This window comes from Vibrio sp. 2033, assembly GCF_033339735.1.
In genome coordinates, this window is the sequence record NZ_JAWOVC010000015.1 from 116,077 (window position 1) to 137,192 (window position 21,116).

Here is a 21,116-nt window from a genome sequence, read left to right on the forward strand (position 1 = left end):
CTATGATACTTTCAACTTTTTTTAAAAACGCCACAAGCAAGACCCCAAATGATTGGACATGGAATATGTTTAGACTGAGGTTTTGGACTGAGTGGGTTCATATAACCCCTATAGATAGAGCTCTGGAGAGTATTCATAATGAATACAGGCTCCCTGGAGGCCTACTAAATGAAATAAAGTCTGCAAGAGATTATCAGCAATCTTTTGACCCTTTAACGTCCCTGCCTTATCTAGACTCATACACCGAAGTCAATAGAGAGTACCTACTGAAACATGGTTATAGCTTGTTTGAATCGAGTGTGTTTTCAGAGGCTAATGGAAGTGTTCCTGATTTTAAGAAAGACAGTAATCGTTTGTTGGTTCTAAAACACGAGGAGCGTCCCAGTGATTCTAATGAGCAGCTAGCAAACGATATGCTTGAAATTAGCCCTCATCTACCTCAGTTGACAGCCTCTGAATCAGCGAACCGTTTGATTTTAAAAAAAGGGGAAGATGGACGGTATGATTTAACCATTCAGCGTACCGAAGTGAAGCCAACTACGTACATGGAACTTGTTAGAGCTGTCCCCGCCCATATGAAAATGGTTCCGTTCATGGAGACCCCCGTACACTTCAATCTTGTACCTTTCGATGAGGTTGTTAAAGCTGGTTTCGACATGAATGATGAACAGGTTGAAGGCAAAGCCAGAAACCTACAGCTGTCTATTTGGCTAACGCTATTTTTCGTATTGGCTTTTTGCTTCTTCGCTGTAAACAGTGTTGCCAAATTCATTATTGTAACGATAGTAACCTCGGAGGTTCAATTTAGTTACCTAATGACATCCATGTATTTGACCTTGCTAAGTGCATTTACTTCCTTTATCTATTTTCATTACCTGCATTTATATTGGCAATATGACACCAATCGCTTTGGTTCTGTGTATTCATTTTTAGTTGCCATCAAAAAAGATCCTATGCGTTTACTGCCACTTTCCAATAAAGCCGAGGTAAATCATGTTTAAAACCTTTGTGATTTACAAGTTACCTGAAGACTTCAACTTGGACCCAAATCTGCACTCTGAAATGTTTGAGAAACTGAAAGCGAAGCCTTTGACTGGTGCGATTAAGACTAAATATGGCTGGGCTGAGTTACTGCAATCAAATAAACCTTACATTAAGCTAGAAAACGATTACATTTTTCGTATAGAAAAGCGCTTTAGGTCTGTTGCATCTAGTACATTGGACGAAGCTGTCAGGCAGAAAATGATTCAGCTTGCACAAGATTCCCCCAGGACATGGGGAGTAAATGCCAAGGTTTCTTCACAAGATGTCAAGAATTTACGTGAAATGTGTGAAAACCTTCTTATACCGAAATCGCTTACACGTTTCAAAGATATCATTGTTTGGTTTAATACTGAGCTAAAGTTTCTTTTTATCGGTTCAAGTGGAAACAAAGAAGTTGAAGCGATTATTGATTTATTCAAGCTTACATTCAAAACATTTCCTGCGAGCCCGCTAACAGTTAATAATGATGTTTCGAGTGTATTTACTAGTTGGCTTAGCAGCCTGGAGTTACCGCCTACGTTGGCAATTAAAAATGGTGATATTGCATTTGAGAATAGAGCGAACGGTGCGAACAAGGTGAGATACAGTAACCAGGATATTGAGTCAGATGAAATCAATGCTAATTTACTAGCGCAAAAGCGCCCACTTCAACTATCTTGCGAATGGAACGCCACTTTAGGGTTTACTGTTAATAACGAATTAAAGTTTTCTAAGATCAAGCAACTAGGGCTGTTAAAAGAGAAAATAAAAACGGCCAATAAGGAAATGGAGATCAATAATCCCGCCCAGGAGATGGAAGCAAAAAGAGTTAAAGATATGACCTCCTACACTTTAACTCGACTGTCAATATTGAACCTTATAAAAGAAATCTTACCTTCATTAAATAGCTCAACTGGATTCGCTGGTGGTGCACAATCGAATACATCTGAGCTAATAGAGGGATTTGTTGAAAGCATTGATTGATGTATAAGGGCCATGATCTCGTGTTTATCGTGAAGAACGCCACGTAGATGAGCTGAAAACAAGAAACGTAATTTAAGGGGAAATGATGAAATTGAAAAGCATATTAACATTAGCTATCGCACTGCCTCTTTTGAGTGCTTGTGACCTTGTAGATGATTATAACGAAATGGTCAATGAGCAAATGGCTGATATTACTATCTACATCTCACCTGTAGCTGAGCTACAGATTGATGATAGTGAAATTGGTTATGTTCATGGATTCGAAGAGTGCCCCAACGAGTCCGTAAATTGGTTGTTTGGGTACTCTCATTCAGTTGGAGGCAATAATTGCATCAAAATAGATCCTGAAAATGAAAACATCAAAGTGCGAGTTATAAACGACCAAGTTAACTTAATTGAAACATGGAATGTATCTAGGGTTGGTGATGCCGTTTCACTAACTAGACCAAACGGCTTCAAAGTCCGTGAACCATCTAACCAGTCGTAGGGGGAAAAGGATGCCTAAGCCTCGCGGTAGGTTTATCGGCCACAAGCAGTTTGCTGTCGATCCCAATTGGGTTAAAAGCCAACAAGAGATTCGAGCTATCAAAGAGCGAAAGCGTTTTGTTGAGTGGTCGAAAAACTGGATTACGGTAACTCGACTAAAAACAGATCGATTGTGGACAGATTCAGCTATCAAGAAGTGGCTTGGCGAGCCAAAAAACCAAGCAAAATACAAAGTATTTGCTGTGGAAGATGTTAGAAAAGCTGAACGGAAAAAAGCGTTTAAAGAGTGGTTAGCACCTCGACTAGATAAAAAGCTGGCAACTAATCCACACTTTAAAATCAAGAAAATTGGAACTGTATAACGACCAAGGGGAAAATATGGTTATGTATAGCACTCAAGCTATAGAGAACATTAGAAAGTCATTCAATCTCTAGCAAACTATTGGACAGAGCCGATTAAGGGCAACCTGTCAGACCTAGTCACATCGAGATAAAGAAACTCACAGATTGCATTCAGACTAATTCAGATAATGGCTCTTTTTTCATTGTCTTAATCGAGGTTCATTGTCTTCAAAAGCCTGTTTACTGCATAGTAGATGTAAAGCCCTAGTTGACTCCCTAAAAAGAACCACCACCAGACCAAGTACAAATCAATTACATCGAATTTACCAAACAATACCTGCTCGAAATCTAACATTGATTCTGTAAGTGGTCTTTGTGCACCCGGCAAGCCTAGCCTATCAAATGGTACATCACTAAACTCAAGATAACTTAGTAACCAAACGGGCATATATAGAAACACTTCTGTATCAGCAATTGATACTGCTATAGCACGTAGATACTCATATCCTTTGTATAGTATTAAAAGGCCACCAAGGCCGATTAGATAGTGATTGGGTTTAAGGAGTTTCTCTGTTACGTATGATAAAGGGATTAGGACCGTCCTTACGAGCTTGCCCATTACGTAGTGAACGACTCCTGTAGTTACATAAAAAAGTAGAGCCGGAGTACGAAGAATTCCAAAGAAGATAGCAAGAAGTAGGTTCATAGGGCATACCTTAAGCTTAGTCTATAATATATTATAGTTTGGTATGCCCTGGAAGGGAAGATATTTAAGGGTAATAGCAATAGATAGTTGCTAGTGCTCGGTTTTCTCTAGGTGTTTCCCAAAGTTTAGTTTTGAAATTATACGAGTAAAGGCGGACAAGAAATTGTGAGCCAGATGCATTTTTTGTAACACCGATTCGGTTTAATGAATAGTCAGATACGACTACACCGTTCGCTGAGTGGTAACGCTTACTATCTTGCCAGTCTACAACAATTCTATTTGCCGCATAACCTGCACCATCACCACAATTTACACCTTTAATTGCACCAACTCCGTTTATTGTAGCGGAACCTTGGTGAACATATTTACTTGTTAGGTTTGAGAGAGCTACACCCCCTCTCGATGTCAAACGAATGTCTCTTGTTCGAGAAACGCCATTTGGGTCAAAAAACATTGAGGGGTCATTGAAATCAACAACGGCTCCAGGGACATAAAGAGAGCCATTCTCTAGAGTTGATATGTTTGAACCAGTACCGATTGCCAAGCCCCCTGCGAAATTATTCATTTGCGATGAGTTGGTTTGGTTGATTCTATTCCGTACTGTAGCTTGGTCTATTGTTGCTGAGCCTATACTAGCTGTATTTATATCGCCGTTATTGATGTCAGCTCTATTAATATCAGCACGATCAATGTCAGCGTTATCGTAATCAAGGTCAGTGCCGCGAACACTAGTTAAGTTTGCAGAATTGGAGCGTAACGTGTCAATAGTACCGGAGTTCGCGTCTATGGAATTAACGTTGAGGTTGTTGAGGTTGCTGGTTCCATTCAAATCGAGTCTAAATACAGGGTTTTCTCGGTCCACAATGCTAGATACTTCAAGGCGGTCCATATTATCGACATCCTGTCCATTCCAGTCGATTGTAGCTAACGGTGAGTTTGTACCATGGATACTCAGGTCATCAGAGAAGCTTGTGCCCCAAGTGATATCCATAGTAATGATACCTGTATCAAAGTCGCAATCCACTTGCGAGATTGAGGTGCCTGAATTTAGGTTTGCCAAACCTCCACCAGCAATTCGGGCTATAGTACATGAACGTTTGACTCCGTTTTCACCAGAGAAGTCAAATCCCCGAGTTTCAGCAGTATTTGAGACAGTTAATTTGAGTTCGACCTGGGTTCCATCATTTGTAACTTCAGTTTTGTATTGCATGTTATCCCCAATTCTAGGGGAATCTTCGAAGTCACAGAATAGGAACTCAGATGTTTGGGTACCACCACAGGTGTTTGGCTTCAACCACATTGTTCCAATGTGCTCAGCACCGTTTTGGAAGGGTTGGCCCGGCTGATTCCATTGGGCTAATGAGCCACTTTGTCTTGAGGCATTCTTGATAGCATGAAGCAGCGTTGCTATACGCTGCCCTTGAAGTTGGTCTACTTGAGATTCGTATTGATCACTTTTCATCATGAGGTAAGTGGACATGATGATACTTAAAGCGACAGTAGAGGCCAATATGCCAAGTTGAAGGAAAAAGCCTCTTTGTCTTTTGATTGAGGTTCTAGGCAGCATATTGGCCACTCTTATTAATAATGATTAACGGTTGATGAATGTGATTGCTACTTCATCGCCAGATGCACACTGTGTTTTAAGAGTGTCATTACCATCAATTCGCGTACCTTCAACCTGGATCTCAACGAAGTTTTGGAATACACGACCAACGAGTAGGTTACACTGATCTGTTTCTACATTTGAGAAAGTGAAAGTGAAGAATTTACCTGTACCAGTAGTTGTAATCCCATCACGGTTAGTCGCGGTGTCTACGCTTCCACAGGTCAAGCCATTATCAGAAAAAGGTGTGGTAAATTCATCTTGGGTTGCACTTAACCAGCTTGAAGGCCAGATGTTTTTGTCGTAACAGTCAGTGTTGTTAACAGATGCGTATGAACCAAAGCCACCCACTGTACGTCGTAGTTCGTCCGATGCTTGTAGTAGAGCTGACTCAGCATCGTCAACAAGTTTACCCGCACCTGAATCCCCCATAGTTGTAGCAATACCGACAACCATAATGCCCACGAATGCCAGGACTAATTGAAGCTCTGTAGATAGAAATGCACCTTTACGTTTTGCATGAACGCGGTTTAGTTTCTTTGAATATTGTTTTTTTGGTTTAAATAACATAGCTATTTTCCTCTTTGAAAGCTATTGGATTTTATACATGATTGGCATATATCAATCAAGTGGAATATGGTTTTCACAATTTGTTAATTTTATTATCAAACTTAGTTAAGGGTTTGACCAATTGAAGAAATAGAAAGGCCAACTATGGCGTTTACAGTTAAAACTGCCATCATGCAACCGAGCATGATCCCTGTCGTAAGCTTTTTTACTAGCATTTCAGTGTTAGCAAATACTTCTTCGGTGATATCGTCTAGTTTATTAGTAAAGTCAGAGGTTGTAGCATACGACTCAATCTCAATTCTTGGTTCTCTACTAAAGAAATCACAGGCGAGTGCTTGCCCTTCACTCTTTCCTCCAATCATATTAAGACGCATTTTTTGGCACCAATGTTTTACATATGGCGTTGAGTGGGAACCAACAAGCTTTAGTGCTTCTGAAGAGGGCATCCCGACTTTCAAAAGAGCATTGAATGTTTGTAGGGTTATAGCGGAATTAATCGCGTCAACAACATTCCAAGGTGGTAATTTAGTTAATCTCCGATTAATTTGATTGGGTAAACTCCAAACTACCCAGGTCCCGTATATCACCAATGTGCCTGTAATAAATGGGCTTAGCTCGTATACAGTTTTTGTAAACTCTCTTGCAAATGTCATAATAGGAGTTGGTTTTATATTAAGCCCCTTAAACAGCACAGCATAGATGTATAAGTGTGCAAGACTACAAATCAACATAATCAAACCAACACCTATAATTGGACCGACTATTCCTAAAAAGCCAGCACCTCTCATTTGTTGTTTTCTTTGTAATTGGCTGACACATATGCGTATTACTTTGTATGCTGCAGTTTTCTTCTCGATTGCGTAAGCAACTCCAATAGTGGTTTTATCAAAGAATGGTGCGAGCATGTATGAGATAACTGGTCTGTATCGGTACCGGTCTGCAAGATATTTTACGAACTTTGTTTCTTGGGATTTTGGTTGTTGGGACTTATATGCTTCATAGAGGGAGTCCAATACATTTACGATTGAATCACCATCTGCTAAACGTGATGCAATTTTCTCTAGAAGTTGAGACTTTCTCTTTGAGCCCACACGAAAGTTTGTATACTTTAGCTTTAAGGTATCAATGAAGTCATCACTAAGGTATTGACTCTTTATTCTGAGCAACTTTTGGTTAATATCGTTTTCCATTAATTAAACCTCTGGGTGGTAGAGAGAAACATTTAGCTCTTCACGATCTAATCGAGAGACCACAAGTTGATCGATTTCACGTTCTATCATCTCAGGGTCCAATACCCCTTTGCACATTTTATAAATTGCGTGCTCTAACTTAGTAAAACCACCAGTGTTTAGCCAATGAGCTTTAGCCAAATCATCTTCGTTTTTAGCCCATAGGTTTCTGATTGTTTGATCTGGCGCCAAGACTTCAGCTACAGGTGTTCGTCCAACACGGCCATCTACAGAATAATTACACTCTTCACACCCACCTTGCTTTGCGAAACGTATGTTCGGCAGGTACTCAAGTAACTCTAGGGAAGATAAGCTTTGTATTAATGAATAAACTAATGGAGAGTTATTCGGAAGCTCATCATAACTTCGACTACAGGACGGGCACACGGTTCGTACTAAAGACTGAGCAATGATGACAGTTAGGGTGTTTGATGATTGATAGACTGATCTAGCTACTCCGAAACCGTCCAAGCGACCTGGTACATCACAAGAAGATGCGGCATGTATTGTTGAGAAACATACATGGCCAGTTCGGGCAGATTCAATTGCAAATTTTGCTGAATTGTAGCAACGTATTTCTCCTGTACCCATGATATCTGGGTCTAGTCGCATGAAGCTTTCGGAAATTCGTTCAAACTGCTTGGTTAATGTGTTCATTTCATTATCAGAAGCGCTAGAGTTATCTTCTAAGTTAACTTGTGAAACGCCCTCTAAGTTCATCTCGATAGGGTTTTCGGCAGTAACAAACTTCCGAGTAGATTTGTACAGGTCTTGTAAGTAATCGATAACTGAATACATGGACTGGGTCTTACCAGAACCTGTAACACCAGCAAACAGTATATTTCCTTGTTTTTTACTGGAGTGTTTTTTAATCAACAGCGTTTGAACTGGGTGATATCCAGCTTTATCTAGCTTTCTTATAGAGGATTTCTCCCCTTTACTGGTAATCCTGCATACTAGATCTCCACCGCCCTCAGTTTCTCTTGGTGCAAATTCAACACGCATTTCAATTTGAGTATTGTTATACGTGTAGATAAATTTACCAGATTGAGGTTCTTTCCAGCTTAGGTTGTTACCTTGGATGCTAGAGCCGGATGCTTCATCCCCACCGATGATGTTGTAAGCAACATCAACCGTCTCGTAAAGCCTATCGTATGTATATTCTTTGAAATCAATTAAATCGCCATCTACACGTATACGTACTAACGTGTTGCCAGGTATATTAGATACTTCAAAGTGAATGTCTGACGTTGCAGGGTGTGATTCTAAAACAGACGCAGTGATCGCTTTAAAACTTCTGCCCTCATCATCTTTAGATTGGTTTTCTTCAGAGCCCATGAAGATGACATCAGCAAGTAATAGGATTAGGTCTTCTGAGCACTTAAGATTAATGACTTTTGTATGAGTATGATCGGTATATCCCAAATCATCTCTGATAGTCGCTCGAACTTGTGTGATTGACTTTGAAAAGTCTTCTGTCATTAAGACGGTAAGGTAGTTGTATCCTTCATCCATACCTTGAATATGGCCATCCGAAATAAGGAATTTTTTACCATAAGCTGGATGTGCCACTTTGTCCTTGTCAATGATACCACCTAAGGCCCAAGGAAGTTGTTCTCTAGTGTCGTATGTTAAGTCGTTAAAGAAGTGTGAACTAGAGCTACTACGACTACCAAAGTATTTTATTAAATCACCAGAAATTGAATCTGACAAAATGTCGTATTCGTTTGCGCTGGATTCTACAATGCTGGTTGCAGGTCTATACTCTGCTAAGTTAGTACTAGTCATGAAATTCTCACTTGAACATTAAACCTTGAGAGGGAGAGTCATTAATTAATGTAGGCGCCGGGGCTCCAAACATACTTGATTCTGAAAGCTCCCCAATCTTCTGCTCGATAATACGGTCTCGGAATGTTTGCGCTTTCTTAAAGCGGTCAATTGCTTCGTCAGAGGTTTTAACCGTGATATGTCGTGCTCTTGATTTGTCCATTTTGTGAGTTGAATAATCGAAAGGCATGACTACAGCGCCTTGAAATGACAGTGAATCTACATACCAGTCCCCAAAGCTCTCCCCTTCTTTTAAAGTTTGGATAGCCCCCTTATGCCAAAACTCACCTTTCAACTGACCAGCTATCTCATAAATATCTGTAACGAAGATTTGTTTTTCCATTTCGTTTAGCAGAGCATTAACTTCAGCTTCTCGTTGAGCTCTACGCTTTGTCCTAGTCTCCTCCTGGAATTTTGCTAAACGCTCTTCATCCGATGCCTTCTCTTTTTTCGGTTCAGGCCCACCGTTTAGTAATTTGTTATTTTCTATCAAAAGCTGCTGATACTGATTGTCAAGCATTAACATCTTATTAGCATGCTCTTTTTGGGCTCGTATCAACTCATTTTGCGAGAGTGATTTGTTTTCCTCTATAGAGAGGCTTCGTTGTTTTTGGATGTCTTGGTAAGTCTGCCCGGATTGATCATTTGCAAAAGTTGTAAAGCTCAACAATTGGGTCGCGATGCATAGGGTAATAGTATTAATTTTCACGTAATGAAACCTCTTTGTCTTGTTGATTAAGAATGCTACTTTCGTGTATGTACTGCATCTTAAGAACGATCTCTTCTGTTTCCAGATTTATCGAAATGCTCTGTATAATCATGCTTTTAAATTTGTCGATATCGTTAGCTAGTTGGTCCAAATAGTTAAATGCCCAACCAAACCCACTTAACGAAAGTTGTACATTCACAACGGTGTAATCTATTTGTGGGTTTCTTACTTCAGTGGAATATGTTTCGTTTTTAAAAGGGATCTCCCTTTCTGTTTTGCGGTTTGCTGAAATCGCTCCGTACAGTCTTCCTTGTGTCTTCTCTGCTTGTTGCTGAATGAAGGTTAGTAAGTCTAGGTAGTGGCCGTGAGTTTCCTTTATGAAGATAAAAGCGTCACTTTCATCAAAATAATGGTCTGGTTTAGGAAGCGGTACTATTTGAGACGTAGTAATCTCTTCTCCAGAGAGTGAATAAGTGATAGTTCCATCGAATTCGATGTTGTCTCTAAAATTGGCAACCGTTGTCCCTCCGTTTTTCCACAAAACGGTCGTCTCATGAAAAAACTCTTGGTCTGCTGGTTTGTCTACTGTTGATGAGTCTCTAGTAATGATTCCTTTGGTAACGAGATCGACAGTCATTGGGAACCATCCACCAACATCAACAGGAAGAGAGTTAATATAGGCTTTAAGGTTCAAAATGACCTTTTTAGGATCTGATGCGGTTAAACGTTGAGTAAGCCATTTTGCTTCCTCTTTAGTTGCATTTGCCTTGTCTATTCTCTCGATTTTTTTATGATTCAAATCGTTTTCAGCTTGCTTAGCTAGAGTACTGCTTGATGCTTTCTTCACCATTGAATCTATGTCAGGAATTACATACTCTTGCTTGGAGTTAGATTTATATACCTGCACACCTATCAAAAATATAATTCCAAGAGCCACAAATACGATGTGGGATGGTTTTATCTTTGATAGGGGGTTTGTGTTGAGTAGCTGCTCAATTGTTTGAATTTGAGCGAACTTTTCATTAGGTACAGCTTCACATATGACGTCATATGAGTGCTGTTGGTACTCTGAACGTGACTCTTCAAATAGTTCTGAGATATTTTCTGTTATCTCATTAGGGACTACATAGCGTAATTTTACGTGATGAAGATCGTACATTTGATAATGGTCGAAGATCTGTTGGATAACTTCTTCCACCGTTTCAAATACCAAATCATTCTCACCACCAGCTGGGCACTTATCAATTACCAAAAGATACCAATATTTACCGGATGGTAGCTTTTGTATGAAGAAAGCATTCGGGTGATCGACACAAATAGCGCGAGCGACGATTGCCGCCGCGCTGTAGTATTTTGTCGTTATGCTTTGAGCGAAACCGATTGTTGATTTTGGTGCATCATCAATTGTTGACCCTTCAACAATTACTGCATTTGTAGCGTCGTATTTGTTAACCAGATTTTTGATATGGATGGTCTTATCGGATTCTGAAACCTCGTACCAATCTAAACCGATGTAGTGCCTATCAAATCCAAGTTCTTCTAGTGACTGCATAAAAGGACCTAATTGGGTTAAACTTTTTCGATATGAGGCGTGATAATTACTAGCATCACTGAGCGTGTTTTAGCATTAGAGTCATTGCCACCAAACATCCATAGCAAATCGCCTAGAACTGACTGGTTTTGGCCATTGTCAATCACTTGCTCGAACCCAGTCATAACCATTGTTTCGCCTGAACGGATATTTCTAGCGCTAACCATGGCAGTAACAGTTCTGTCTGTTAGTTGAAGTTGTGTATTACCAACTTCTAGTGGGTCAATTGCATTTAAGGTACTTACATCAGTTACGATACGGACAGCAATTGTTCCATCTGAGTTAACACGTGGTGAAGCTAAGAAAACAATACCGTTTGTTGTTGTATCTGTGCTTGCAGATTGTGTTACAACATCACCAGATACACTTTGGTCGATTTTATCCGCATATTTCTTTTCATTTACGAACTGGACTGGAATAACATCATTGTTTGGTACAGTTGTCGTAATTGACTTTTTAAGCGAAAGAGATTTAGTCCCCTGAAGAGCCTTCAATGCCATTTCAGTGCCTTTGAAGCTACCATCACCGATACTCAGCCCTAAACCACCTAACTTAGCTGCATCACCAACTGGAACTCCATCGATTTTAAGTTCGAAGTCATTCTTAGCGTATTTAATAGATTGCTCAATGCCGTAATTTGATTCGTCTGTAGTGATCAGTTCCCATAGCTCTATATCGAGCCTGATCATCTTTCCAGCAGTAGAATTTGACTCATCAATAAAGTTCTCAACAATTCGCAGCTTTCGAGGTGTGTCAGTTACAGCAACCATACTTAGTGCAGGTAACACTTCTACTTTTGCATCTTCAGAAGCAATGGATTTAATCCCCTTGAGGAGTTGGTCCATTGGTTTCCCTAGGTCACGGTCAAATGAATATGAGTGAGAACTCGAAGTTTGAGAGCTTGTCCCCTCGCCTTGCTGACCACCGCTAGTAGACGAATTGATACTTGATTTTAAAGTTGTACTACCAGCATATTGGTCGATCCGAAAGTGTCTAGTTTCTTGTCGGTAAAAGGATACACGACCATCAGATTGGTATTTCCACCATAGGTTGGTTTTTGCTGCGATAGCATCCAACACTTGCTTTAAAGCAACGTGCTTTTCAAAGTTCAGGGAAATAGACACTTTTGCGCCATCTAATAGTGACCCTTTGTTCGTATCTGTATAAAGTGCCGAAACGTCTAAATCATCACCAGTAGAATCACTTGTACCACCGCTTGCTTTGGAACTTCCAGAGTCTTGGTTAAGATACTTGATAGCGTCGCTAGTAAAGCTAATGTAAACCCCATACGAGGCATACTTATTGTTCAAATAGTCAATCGTGTCGCTAAGGGGTTTAGAGCGATATGACATGAATTTACTCGGGGTAAGAAAAATCTCTGGAAGGTCTTGCCTTTCTTTTAACTTGAAAGGTTCCCCAAGAATAACGTAATTATTGTCTTCGCTGTAGACGCTCTGATCTATACCGGGTTTAAGTCTGTGTTTTTGAATCGTCTCAGTGGCAGCGTCTGCCTGTGCTGTCGCAACTCTATTGGCATCTTTACCAGGAGTACTACAACCACTGACAAGCGCGATAATGGTTAGTGTGAGAGCTTTAAGTTTCAATGTGTTGTTCATTACTGGTAAGTCCCTTTTTCAGTAGAACCGCCTTTTAGGATATGAGCAGCACCAATTTCAGGGCTGTAACTAATCCACAGTGGTTCTTTTGTTTTTAACGTCTCCTTAAGCACTCTATCTAAGACTCCGTCTCTTCCTGTTAGGTCACCAATCAATACCGAACGTGATTTAACAGGGAAGTCGTATTTAGAGCCCCAAATAATGTCGATATTGGACTTTGTATTCCAAACCTCAAAGTTCTCTTTGAGTGACAGTTTAGGGTCTAATGTCCAGAGTTTTGGTGTTCGTGTCTGAAGGTACGTAAGGTGTTCACGATTTTTGGATGCAGCCAACACTCGTTCTTGTTCATTTAGAACAATATAAATACCGGAATTTAGTTCCTGTATCTTAGCAACAGCACTGCGCCAATTAGGTGAAGGTACCCAGGCTAATTGGTGGGAAGAGATGCCTGGTCCAATATTTACCCGCCAACCAGCTGGTGCTAAAGCATTCAGTATTTCGTGAGCAGGTAATTTATTTTGGTAACCGACTTTAGATTGGATGTCGTTTAAACCATAAGCGGTATCTGACTCGTATTCAGTAAATACAACCCCCGCTTGCGCGCTACTCATCACGAGTAAAGGTAAAATTAATCTTAATTTCATCATAGTAACCCCTATTATTTTGATAAATATACGTCATTTTCGGATAACAAACAACAAACGAAGCTGTAAGGTAACCTACGAATAAGAACAATTTCTTATCGGTTATCTGGCTTCCAAATTTCGTTTTTTCGATATGGCAAGTTGTTGCCTTGGTTGTATTTTGACAGGAGGTGTATAAAAAACTCTAATGGTGTCCTTTTGGTAAGAGAGATTAAAGACATTAATACATAGAAAACACACATGGCTTTAAGGTAGTTCCAGCTGAACATTATTGGCAATGTCAAAACCGGGACGATAGTAGACCCGTCCATAAGTAGGAAAAGTGGTCTTTTCATCGCATTTTGTACCGCTTTTCTATCCAGCTTCGGTTTATATTCCATTATTCTGATTCCATAAGGAGATATTCTGGCCCAATTTCACTGTTGTGATATAGGTTTGCGATTTGTTGAGAAAAGGTAAGCTCTTGTTCCTTTAGGTGCCTTCTTACTACTACAGATATCTCTGTGTCAGATTTACACTTCAGCATTTCTTCTCTGATTTCTTCAGTTAGATATAGGGTTTCTCTAACAGCAATCCTTTCACCGTCGAGAGTTCTAACTAGTATCTGAGCGACAATGCCAGAGAGTTGACTAATAAAACCAGCTAATACAGCCAGCTTATTCTCTCCATCTATCATATTGTAGATGCGGCTCATCGCTGTCTCGCAAGAGTTTGCATGTATTGTAGCCATCAAGAAGTTGCCAGTGTTAGAAGCGTTAAATGCGTTTTCGATTGATTCTTTACTTCGTATTTCGCCCTGAACGATGATATCTGGACGAAGACGAAGAGCAGCTTCAAGGCCTTGATTAAAACTTTGAACATCGGAGTCTGTTTCAACTGAACCTACTTCATGAACTGAAATACTGTTACCAGGAGCAATCTTTACTCCCTCATAATTAATTTCAGGTGGGTCCTCAAAAACTAAGATATGCTTACCAAGGCTGGGAGTTTTTAGCACTGAAGTTACAATTCCGGCCATAGTAGTTGTTTTGCCTGTGCCTACCCCTCCCACAAACATAAGAATACCTTTACGGTTATGCTTTACAAGATTGACTAGCTCCGGCTCTATACCCAAAGATTCTGCGTCCTTTGGTGTTTTAGGGTTCAACCTACCAACCATCTTATAGGTCTTTCCATATTCAAGTGACCTTGAGGTAATAGCTGCAATGCGGAAACTCCTAATCTGAGATTGATCATTGGGGTTTTTGGTAACGAATGCAAAAAACGTAGGAGTAGCTGCATTAACATTGTTAATCAGCGATTTTTTGGTGCCGAGCATATATTCAAGAATATTACGGCATGCGTTAGGTTGCATTTGTTTATCAGTGATTTCCCTGATTTGCCCGTTTACATCGATTCTGATTCGATAGTTACAGTCTATTAAAATGTCTGAAGCACCGTACTCAATTGCTTTCCATATGACAGTTTCGATATCTACTTGTGTCATTTCGCTTGAAACAGGTATTAATGGAATATCATTCATGGTAGGTGTCACTCTTCAACGAGAATGGATTTAATTTGGTCGTGAGTAAGGCCTTCAGTTTCTACTTTAGAAACAGCATCCCTACGTACAGAGCCCCTAGGGTCTTTTATTACTGGTGAAGAATAGAGATCAGAGTTTGTCTGCCAAACTGCCTCACCACTCAAAGATATGAACTGAGTGCCTAAACCTAATTGGTCTCCTTGTACCGTAATTCCTACATTTTCAATAATCATATCTGGCTTTTCTATATATCCGGACTCAACTAAATTCACGTAACGGATCATGGCTGTTGCGTCAATAAAAGCATTAATTACACGAGTTCTCATCTCAGCAATTGCTTGTTCTGAGCCCATGGCCCATCCCTCATCAAGAGCTGAGTTGAAGATCTCCAATTCTTCTGAATTTCTAGGTAAAAGTTCGTCAATTAATGTGGTCGGAGTAAGTGAATTTTTGTCGTAGAGATAGTCAGACCAATGCGGTTTCCTCAACACAGGCTTAGGTTGTTCTCTCAATCGATAGACAAGATTATCGGTCCTGATAATCGTAGCTTTTGTGTCTCGCGTTATCGCGGCATGAGCTTCTACTTTGTCTACCATACCTGGACGAAGGTACTTGGCTTCACCTGAACTTAGATTTGCAGAAGCGTTAATGAGATGCTCGAAAGGTAGCAAGCGGTCAAAGAGGTGAGACTTGCTATCCACTACATCTGTTAAGCGCTCCATCGTAGCTATATAACCATTCGCACTGCCAACTTCTTCAGCTCTTTCGCGGATCGACTCAATTCTGAGTGCCTCTTCACCATCGCTTACTAGTTGTTGTCTAACCTTTACATCTTTTAGTTCACTTAAGCTGTAATAGGTGCGCTTAGATTCATCTGCCAAAGTGGTAACACTGAAAAATAGACTAGCAATTAAACAAATAGCAGTATTGGTTCTCACGCTTTTGTCTCCAAGTATTTAACGACAATCGTCTTAAGTCGGTTATCGACCATGATGTCTACCTGGGCACCCTTTTCAGAGTCAATAATCTTTATTGCGTCGTTTATTGGTTGATCCTTCAGTTTAATACTTACAAACACGCCACCAGGTGGTTTTTGGCCATAAGTAAATACTCGATCAGAACCATAACCTACTGTCTCAGCAATACCTTTTACGGCAGTTTCGACTTCACAATCACAATTCCAGTCAACAACCTTTTCAAAACCAGGTAACAGCATTGTAGAGAGCATGCGCTCCTGCCTTCTCTGCTCAGGGCCTTTAAGTGCTTGTGCATGTGCACTTCTCGTTTTTGCTAACAATCGGAGCTCGTCAAGCATTTCAACTGCATATGGCTCAAGATCGCCAAAAGCCCTTTCTTCAGGGCTCTTTTCTAAGTGCCTTAAATCTTTGACTTCATTAGTTGCGCACCCAAGAAGTAGAGTAGAAGCGAATGCTATGCTAGAAAGCTTAAAGACGTTCATTTTGTTTCCTCTTCGTTGCATTGATGCAAAGTGTTTTAGCTGTATTCAGATTTGAAACAGTGATGATTGATTCATCCGTACTGATGTTTTGGTTAATGTCTGGGTGGTAATACCTAACTTTTTGATGGAAGGCTTTCTTGATTTCAGAAATATTGAGGGACGTAATAGGTAGCCCTAATAATTTGAAAGCCTGAACTTCTTCTTCAGAGAAGTTAAATGGGTTTTGTTCATTCAGAGTCGGAGAACTTTGAGATCTACTCGCATTAGAGGGTCTTTCCATCTGAGAGGAAATTGAGTTTGTATAACCAAACCCACGTATCTTCGCTTGTGCTTCCTTTCTTCTAACCGATTGTTGTTGTTGCCGTTGCATAAAGTACAAATATGCGATGCCAAATAAGGCACTCGTGAAAACACCGAATGTATAACTCGCGGACAAATAATATGTAGCAGCGAAAGAAGTGATGAGTATGGAAGCCAAACCCAATATTTTTTCTTTAATTAGTTCGAACACAATAAGATGTCTAATAGCAAATAATAGCATAAATCTATGCCATTTTTGTCTAAAATACAATAGCAAAAGCTGCTAGCATAGGCTTATTATTGAGTCAAATGTTAGTTTCAATTTGCTAGTCTCAGAAGTGATATCGGTTCAATAGACTAATTACTCAACAAATTGTAGAAATATTTGCGTAATGCGACCTACAAATAGGGATATAGCTCACACATATGCAACAAATGATGAAAATTTATTTAAGTTTCACTCTTCATGGGTAAAAATTAGACATAACGGCAGTTAATGTTTAGATACAAGTCACATGATTATTTGCGTCTATTCTCAAAAATAAGAAAGTATTTATGGATAAGAATCATTACAGCGAACTGTTCTCCGACATATTCGCTACAAAACAGAATGAAGGTGGTGCGGCATATTTAATCAATCGTGAGGCTAATCTTGAATTAGTTTCACGGTTAGGTATTAATCATCGTGACGTTAGGCTTAATTCAAAAGAAAGCTATGTTTCAGACCGTAGCGCTAGGCTTTTAGAGAAAAAGTTAAAGGTAGCTCGAGGTTGGCTAGACGCAGAACATGAAATTATTAGCCAAACTCAACTTCTAACAATTAGAGCCAACAATGTTTCGGCGCTTATTGTTTCTCCTGGCTTTACTAAACAGTCAAAGCACTTTCTCTCTAAAATAGTTTCATCTACACCTATGAGCGGATATCAATTTTTGTTTGATGAAATCACTTTCGAAGAGCAGTCCTATTACTTACGTAAAATGGAAGAGTTCTTGGAAATTGAAAGAGCATGTCTTGATGATGAGGCATTTATGGAAGGGCTCTACTAGCGAGAAAAGTCGAAGTCATTATCAGGACGCTGTTGTTTGATACCAATGGCGTCCTTTTCATTTACTGGTCCAGTTATACAAGATTCTAGCCTCTGATTTATTGTTTGTTGACTAGGTTCAAGTACATTAGCTTTCTCAACACTCTTCAAGCTAATATGGTCAAATCTCCTGCCAAACTTTGTCTCAAATTCATTCAGAAAGAAATTGATATCTTGTACAGCATTTGGATTAACTTGCCATTTTGTTAGCAAACTTGGCAAATTTGTAAAACTGGTATTATCGAATTCACTTCTTCGAGCTGGTGGTATTGCACTTAGTCTGATTTGTAGAATGGTGCCGATCATTCTATTTTGTAGTTGGAGAATATCTTGTTGTTTTTGAAAGTTCTGACTTGAGAACTTTTCAACTGACACTTTGAGTTTTTCTAAATCCATTTTTTAGCCTAACTCAAGCTGTGCAAAGGCAAGTGGTCTAACAGATGACTGAAGAATAGCCTTCTTGAACCAGGTCATTGTCATATGATAGTCATAGTTACAAGACACGATTTTTTCAGCGTAGTGGTCATGAGGATAATTCATAGCGATTGACTTAAGGATTTCATAGTCAAATATTTCTAACTTTAGATCTTCAAATCGTTGATCTAAAGAGTTTTTAATTTCAGGTAGAGGTAGCTCATCACCGCTTTGAATTTTCTTTATGATTTTCTTGTCGTTTTCAAGAACATTTAAGAGCAAGTACTCTGAAATAGAAAGCACATAGCTTGTAAAATTTGGTAATGTCTTTAGAGAGATTGGGTTCATATATTTTTTGTTTTAAGCTTGTGCCCATCGGTTCTATTGATGGCAAAGGTAACTCCTCTTTGCTTCACCAGGAACCAGTCCAGTCTTTATAAATCTTGCTTATGTATCAATATAAGATATACATAAACAAGGGTATTTGCCATTTTTTTGACAACTAACGTACTACTTTGGGGGCGATATGAGTGTAAATTCATGGGAATTTCAACCAGACAACGAGTTTTCTGACATAACAGATGATCTGAATCATCAGGATGTAGTATCAGAAAAAACCTCAGATCGAATTGTTAATGTACACGATAAACACCTAAGCCCACAAAGTACAACTTTGCCAAGCAATGATGTCTGTTTGAACGCCTTTAATCAACAAAAGCAGGACGTTCGTCTATCTGAAGTTGGCGGCAAGTCACAATCAGTGCAACCTTCTGCCACAAAATCAAACGCTTACTTCCACCCAAATAGTCAAATTAATCTCTATAACAAGTCATTAAATTGTGCAGCGGTGATTCGATTAGGAAACATAGCTAACAACCTAATTTCAATTGTTGTAGACATTTGCCCAGAACATAACGGTCGCTCAAGTGATTGGAACAACAAAATCTCAGTTGCCTTTTCTCACACTGAACTTATTCAAGCTTATTCCCTATTTCTTCAAAACCTTAAATGCCTTGATTTCAAGTTAAAGTTTCACCAACAACAAACTGGGCCATTGTCTATAGGATTTAAAGAGAGCTCGATTTATGTAAGCACAATCATCTCCGGTAAAACAATAAGCCTTACAGGAAACATCGCCCAAAAGATAAAGTTTATGGCCCAATTAGAAGTGGCTACTAAACACTACTTCGCTACTGCGTTTCCAGATTTGGACCAAGAACGAATTCTGCGTCAGATAGCTTTGATTTAGTGTTTTTGTAGTTCGATATTTGAAGCTTCTAGGTGACCGGTAGCTCTCAGATATCTTTTAACAGTACCCATATTTGTCCAATCACCAATAGACATAAGGTCGACTGCATTCATCTTATGAACGACATGCCCATCAACTACCGCTCCACAACGTCCCGAATGCCCTGACCAACAACGACCTTTAAATACACTTTGTCGTTCATATGCTTTACGGAACAATCTAAGTACGGATACACCATTCATAGGTTTTAATGGGTCCTTAAGCTGTCCATTTTTCAGAATCCAACCAAAAATATAATATTCCTGATCTTCGACTGGACTTGAAGGGGTTACATGGTTGTAAAGCTCAACTCCTTTTTCTACAAGTTCAATATATTTCTTCACGATCCCTGCATACCTGCCAATGATAGACTTTTTGGGTGGCGCTGCAGATGTCTTAGATTTTGTCCTCACTATAGTGACAGTGTCACCAGAAATGATGACGTTTTTACGTTTTAAAGTAAAGATCTCTTCTTCTCGAAGAGCAGTAGAGTATGCAATGGTCATGTATGCTAGGTCTTTGAAAAGCTTTGGCCCAGCTTGTTCAAGTGTCCCAACTATTTCGATCTGTCTGTTCAAATCGCTTGCTCTGAATGGTGAAGCAACTTTTTGCTCTACCTTTGATAAATCAGATTCTGCCATATCCTTTTTTACACCCCTGAAAAAGTCTTTTATAAGCTTGTCTTCAGTTACGTTGGCGAATCCTAGTTGATTCAAAAATATGGCTATGAGGTTCTTTCGGCTCATTAGAGTCGCATAAGACACTTTCTGTTCATTTTTTAGGTGTAGTATCCAGTAGTAAAACATTCTTGGATGTATAGGAAATGCGTAGGCTAATTCAATATACTCAGTAAATCTTATCCAAGAGCGAACAGCGGAAAACATGTTTTTTTGTGTTGCCTTCGAAAAACCACCACGTGTAGCCTCGAATATGGCCATGTTATCTAGTATTGTCTTTAGGTTTGGGTGATCAGGATCAATTGCACCGTCAAGTTCAGGCAAAGGGATTTTAAATCGTGAAAGATTTTCTTTTTCTTTGTTATTGCCTAGTTCTAATGCCTTAATCTTTTCTAATCCGGATGCAGGAATTGGTAAATTTTGCTTAGTAATCTCCACGTTCACCTCCAAAAATAAAGTGTTACGCTGTCACCTGTAACGCTAACCTTAACGGCCAAAAAGTGTAATATAACTCAAATTATACTACACTTTATAATCATGTCTATTTATACAGTGTTATTTGTTTGTTGAGTTTATATGAATTATTCGAAGATTAGCTTAACGAAAACAAAGCGAGCTACTAAAGTAAAACCCACATAATAACCCATGGTTCTACATAGTCTGCTAGACTGCGTAAGGGAATATTACTTGAATATAGATAAAAAAAAGGCAACATTTAAAGTTGCCTTGTGCTGTTAGGTTTGAAATCAGTTGCTTACTGAAGTCAATTGACCATTGGATAAGTCTTCCAGTGGTGGATAATCAGGAAGTCCATAGTCAGATCGTAACCAAGTTAATTTCTGGTAGGTTTGTTCAATCCACTCTGGCTTTAGCTGTTGAACTTCTATGATCTTCTTCTTGTAACTCGGATCTGTTTTAGCTGGTAGGTATTCTAAATAGAAACTGTCGCATTTTTCCATTAAGGGGTTCTAGGGATTTTCCCCTCTAAAAAGACATAATCCTCTGTAGACCACACCAATAAATGGCTGCGGAGGTGGT

Annotated in this window: 23 protein-coding genes; 6 read left to right on the plus strand and 17 right to left on the minus strand. The window is 39.4% G+C overall.

Going from position 1 to position 21,116, the window contains the following annotated elements; translation table 11 throughout:
* Positions 1-2: 2 nt before the first annotated feature.
* The 4 genes from R7P74_RS18135 to R7P74_RS18150 all read left to right on the plus strand — a co-directional run bounded on the left by R7P74_RS18135 (position 3) and on the right by R7P74_RS18150 (position 2,855).
* Complete coding sequence (locus tag R7P74_RS18135) at positions 3-1,001, plus strand: hypothetical protein (protein ID WP_025634139.1); 999 nt, start codon at positions 3-5, stop codon at positions 999-1,001.
* Positions 994-2,007 carry a recombination-associated protein RdgC gene (gene rdgC / locus R7P74_RS18140; RefSeq protein WP_025634137.1) on the plus strand — a complete coding sequence of 338 codons (1,014 nt, stop codon included), beginning with the start codon at positions 994-996 and terminating at the stop codon, positions 2,005-2,007. Before R7P74_RS18135 ends, rdgC begins: the two co-directional genes overlap by 8 nt.
* A gap of 82 nt (positions 2,008-2,089) precedes the next feature.
* Positions 2,090-2,494, plus strand: coding sequence for a hypothetical protein (locus tag R7P74_RS18145; RefSeq protein WP_138058895.1), 405 nt, complete (start codon positions 2,090-2,092; stop codon positions 2,492-2,494).
* A 10-nt stretch (positions 2,495-2,504) separates the two neighbouring features.
* Positions 2,505-2,855, plus strand: a complete 351-nt coding sequence (locus R7P74_RS18150) for a hypothetical protein (RefSeq protein ID WP_025634133.1) — start codon at positions 2,505-2,507, stop codon at positions 2,853-2,855.
* 188 nt (positions 2,856-3,043) lie between these two features.
* Here the strand turns inward: R7P74_RS18150 and R7P74_RS18155 are convergent, their stop codons facing one another.
* From R7P74_RS18155 to R7P74_RS18215, 13 genes are all read right to left on the minus strand, one after another.
* The gene (locus R7P74_RS18155) at positions 3,044-3,541 is read right to left on the minus strand and encodes a hypothetical protein (protein WP_025634132.1); all 498 of its coding nucleotides are present in this window, start codon (positions 3,539-3,541) and stop codon (positions 3,044-3,046) included.
* Between the two features lie 64 nt (positions 3,542-3,605).
* Positions 3,606-5,021, minus strand: a complete 1,416-nt coding sequence (locus tag R7P74_RS18160) for a hypothetical protein (protein ID WP_139351514.1) — start codon at positions 5,019-5,021, stop codon at positions 3,606-3,608.
* A gap of 111 nt (positions 5,022-5,132) precedes the next feature.
* Positions 5,133-5,717 (minus strand): hypothetical protein, encoded by a 585-nt coding sequence (locus R7P74_RS18165; protein WP_025634129.1) that lies wholly within the window; start codon positions 5,715-5,717, stop codon positions 5,133-5,135.
* Positions 5,718-5,818: 101 nt separating this feature from the next.
* Complete coding sequence (locus R7P74_RS18170) at positions 5,819-6,907, minus strand: hypothetical protein (RefSeq protein ID WP_025634128.1); 1,089 nt, start codon at positions 6,905-6,907, stop codon at positions 5,819-5,821.
* Between the two features lie 3 nt (positions 6,908-6,910).
* Complete coding sequence (locus tag R7P74_RS18175) at positions 6,911-8,734, minus strand: GspE/PulE family protein (protein WP_025634126.1); 1,824 nt, start codon at positions 8,732-8,734, stop codon at positions 6,911-6,913.
* A gap of 7 nt (positions 8,735-8,741) precedes the next feature.
* Positions 8,742-9,482: a hypothetical protein gene (locus R7P74_RS18180; RefSeq protein ID WP_025634125.1), complete on the minus strand. Its 741-nt coding sequence runs from the start codon at positions 9,480-9,482 to the stop codon at positions 8,742-8,744.
* Positions 9,472-11,034 (minus strand): hypothetical protein, encoded by a 1,563-nt coding sequence (locus R7P74_RS18185; protein ID WP_025634123.1) that lies wholly within the window; start codon positions 11,032-11,034, stop codon positions 9,472-9,474. Before R7P74_RS18185 ends, R7P74_RS18180 begins: the two co-directional genes overlap by 11 nt.
* A 17-nt stretch (positions 11,035-11,051) precedes the next feature.
* Entirely contained in the window at positions 11,052-12,677 is a 1,626-nt protein-coding gene (locus R7P74_RS18190; RefSeq protein ID WP_318077548.1) for a hypothetical protein, read from the minus strand.
* A gap of 11 nt (positions 12,678-12,688) precedes the next feature.
* The gene (locus tag R7P74_RS18195) at positions 12,689-13,336 is read right to left on the minus strand and encodes a hypothetical protein (RefSeq protein ID WP_025634121.1); all 648 of its coding nucleotides are present in this window, start codon (positions 13,334-13,336) and stop codon (positions 12,689-12,691) included.
* A gap of 376 nt (positions 13,337-13,712) precedes the next feature.
* Positions 13,713-14,855 (minus strand): ATPase, T2SS/T4P/T4SS family, encoded by a 1,143-nt coding sequence (locus R7P74_RS18200; RefSeq protein ID WP_025634117.1) that lies wholly within the window; start codon positions 14,853-14,855, stop codon positions 13,713-13,715.
* A gap of 8 nt (positions 14,856-14,863) precedes the next feature.
* Positions 14,864-15,793 carry a type IV secretory system conjugative DNA transfer family protein gene (locus R7P74_RS18205; RefSeq protein WP_025634116.1) on the minus strand — a complete coding sequence of 310 codons (930 nt, stop codon included), beginning with the start codon at positions 15,791-15,793 and terminating at the stop codon, positions 14,864-14,866.
* Positions 15,790-16,314 (minus strand): hypothetical protein, encoded by a 525-nt coding sequence (locus R7P74_RS18210; protein WP_077202328.1) that lies wholly within the window; start codon positions 16,312-16,314, stop codon positions 15,790-15,792. Before R7P74_RS18210 ends, R7P74_RS18205 begins: the two co-directional genes overlap by 4 nt.
* Complete coding sequence (locus R7P74_RS18215; protein WP_025634113.1) at positions 16,301-16,855, minus strand: J domain-containing protein; 555 nt, start codon at positions 16,853-16,855, stop codon at positions 16,301-16,303. Before R7P74_RS18215 ends, R7P74_RS18210 begins: the two co-directional genes overlap by 14 nt.
* A 314-nt stretch (positions 16,856-17,169) precedes the next feature.
* Between R7P74_RS18215 and R7P74_RS18220 the strand changes: the two genes are divergently transcribed.
* The gene (locus R7P74_RS18220; protein WP_025634112.1) at positions 17,170-17,661 is read left to right on the plus strand and encodes a hypothetical protein; all 492 of its coding nucleotides are present in this window, start codon (positions 17,170-17,172) and stop codon (positions 17,659-17,661) included.
* On the opposite strand, the gene R7P74_RS18225 is transcribed toward R7P74_RS18220, so the two are convergent.
* Both R7P74_RS18225 and R7P74_RS18230 read right to left on the minus strand, forming a co-directional pair.
* Entirely contained in the window at positions 17,658-18,095 is a 438-nt protein-coding gene (locus tag R7P74_RS18225) for a hypothetical protein (RefSeq protein ID WP_025634110.1), read from the minus strand. The genes R7P74_RS18220 and R7P74_RS18225 overlap by 4 nt on opposite strands.
* 3 nt (positions 18,096-18,098) lie before the next feature.
* Positions 18,099-18,461, minus strand: a complete 363-nt coding sequence (locus R7P74_RS18230; protein ID WP_025634109.1) for a hypothetical protein — start codon at positions 18,459-18,461, stop codon at positions 18,099-18,101.
* Between the two features lie 178 nt (positions 18,462-18,639).
* On the opposite strand from R7P74_RS18230, the gene R7P74_RS18235 reads away from it, so the two are divergent.
* The gene (locus tag R7P74_RS18235) at positions 18,640-19,362 is read left to right on the plus strand and encodes a hypothetical protein (protein ID WP_025634107.1); all 723 of its coding nucleotides are present in this window, start codon (positions 18,640-18,642) and stop codon (positions 19,360-19,362) included.
* Here R7P74_RS18235 and R7P74_RS18240 read toward each other — a convergent pair.
* The gene (locus tag R7P74_RS18240; RefSeq protein WP_025634105.1) at positions 19,359-20,516 is read right to left on the minus strand and encodes a tyrosine-type recombinase/integrase; all 1,158 of its coding nucleotides are present in this window, start codon (positions 20,514-20,516) and stop codon (positions 19,359-19,361) included. The two genes, R7P74_RS18235 and R7P74_RS18240, sit on opposite strands and share 4 nt — an antisense overlap.
* 308 nt (positions 20,517-20,824) lie before the next feature.
* Positions 20,825-21,037 carry a hypothetical protein gene (locus tag R7P74_RS18245; protein ID WP_203347288.1) on the minus strand — a complete coding sequence of 71 codons (213 nt, stop codon included), beginning with the start codon at positions 21,035-21,037 and terminating at the stop codon, positions 20,825-20,827.
* Positions 21,038-21,116 lie beyond the last annotated feature (79 nt).

Excerpts from the sequence above, each read along its gene's own strand:
- R7P74_RS18165 (WP_025634129.1), bottom strand. The coding sequence starts at position 5,717 with ATGTTATTTAAACCAAAAAAACAATATTCAAAGAAACTAAACCGCGTT.
- R7P74_RS18145 (WP_138058895.1), top strand. The coding sequence starts at position 2,090 with ATGATGAAATTGAAAAGCATATTAACATTAGCTATCGCACTGCCTCTT.
- R7P74_RS18135 (WP_025634139.1), top strand. The coding sequence starts at position 3 with ATGATACTTTCAACTTTTTTTAAAAACGCCACAAGCAAGACCCCAAAT.
- R7P74_RS18170 (WP_025634128.1), bottom strand. The coding sequence starts at position 6,907 with ATGGAAAACGATATTAACCAAAAGTTGCTCAGAATAAAGAGTCAATAC.
- R7P74_RS18155 (WP_025634132.1), bottom strand. The coding sequence starts at position 3,541 with ATGAACCTACTTCTTGCTATCTTCTTTGGAATTCTTCGTACTCCGGCT.
- R7P74_RS18150 (WP_025634133.1), top strand. The coding sequence starts at position 2,505 with ATGCCTAAGCCTCGCGGTAGGTTTATCGGCCACAAGCAGTTTGCTGTC.
- R7P74_RS18195 (WP_025634121.1), bottom strand. The coding sequence starts at position 13,336 with ATGATGAAATTAAGATTAATTTTACCTTTACTCGTGATGAGTAGCGCG.
- R7P74_RS18245 (WP_203347288.1), bottom strand. The coding sequence starts at position 21,037 with ATGGAAAAATGCGACAGTTTCTATTTAGAATACCTACCAGCTAAAACA.
- R7P74_RS18225 (WP_025634110.1), bottom strand. The coding sequence starts at position 18,095 with ATGGATTTAGAAAAACTCAAAGTGTCAGTTGAAAAGTTCTCAAGTCAG.
- R7P74_RS18175 (WP_025634126.1), bottom strand. The coding sequence starts at position 8,734 with ATGACTAGTACTAACTTAGCAGAGTATAGACCTGCAACCAGCATTGTA.
- R7P74_RS18200 (WP_025634117.1), bottom strand. The coding sequence starts at position 14,855 with ATGAATGATATTCCATTAATACCTGTTTCAAGCGAAATGACACAAGTA.
- R7P74_RS18215 (WP_025634113.1), bottom strand. The coding sequence starts at position 16,855 with ATGCTATTATTTGCTATTAGACATCTTATTGTGTTCGAACTAATTAAA.
- R7P74_RS18185 (WP_025634123.1), bottom strand. The coding sequence starts at position 11,034 with ATGCAGTCACTAGAAGAACTTGGATTTGATAGGCACTACATCGGTTTA.
- R7P74_RS18160 (WP_139351514.1), bottom strand. The coding sequence starts at position 5,021 with ATGTCCACTTACCTCATGATGAAAAGTGATCAATACGAATCTCAAGTA.
- rdgC (WP_025634137.1), top strand. The coding sequence starts at position 994 with ATGTTTAAAACCTTTGTGATTTACAAGTTACCTGAAGACTTCAACTTG.
- R7P74_RS18220 (WP_025634112.1), top strand. The coding sequence starts at position 17,170 with ATGGATAAGAATCATTACAGCGAACTGTTCTCCGACATATTCGCTACA.
- R7P74_RS18210 (WP_077202328.1), bottom strand. The coding sequence starts at position 16,314 with ATGAACGTCTTTAAGCTTTCTAGCATAGCATTCGCTTCTACTCTACTT.
- R7P74_RS18235 (WP_025634107.1), top strand. The coding sequence starts at position 18,640 with ATGAGTGTAAATTCATGGGAATTTCAACCAGACAACGAGTTTTCTGAC.
- R7P74_RS18230 (WP_025634109.1), bottom strand. The coding sequence starts at position 18,461 with ATGAACCCAATCTCTCTAAAGACATTACCAAATTTTACAAGCTATGTG.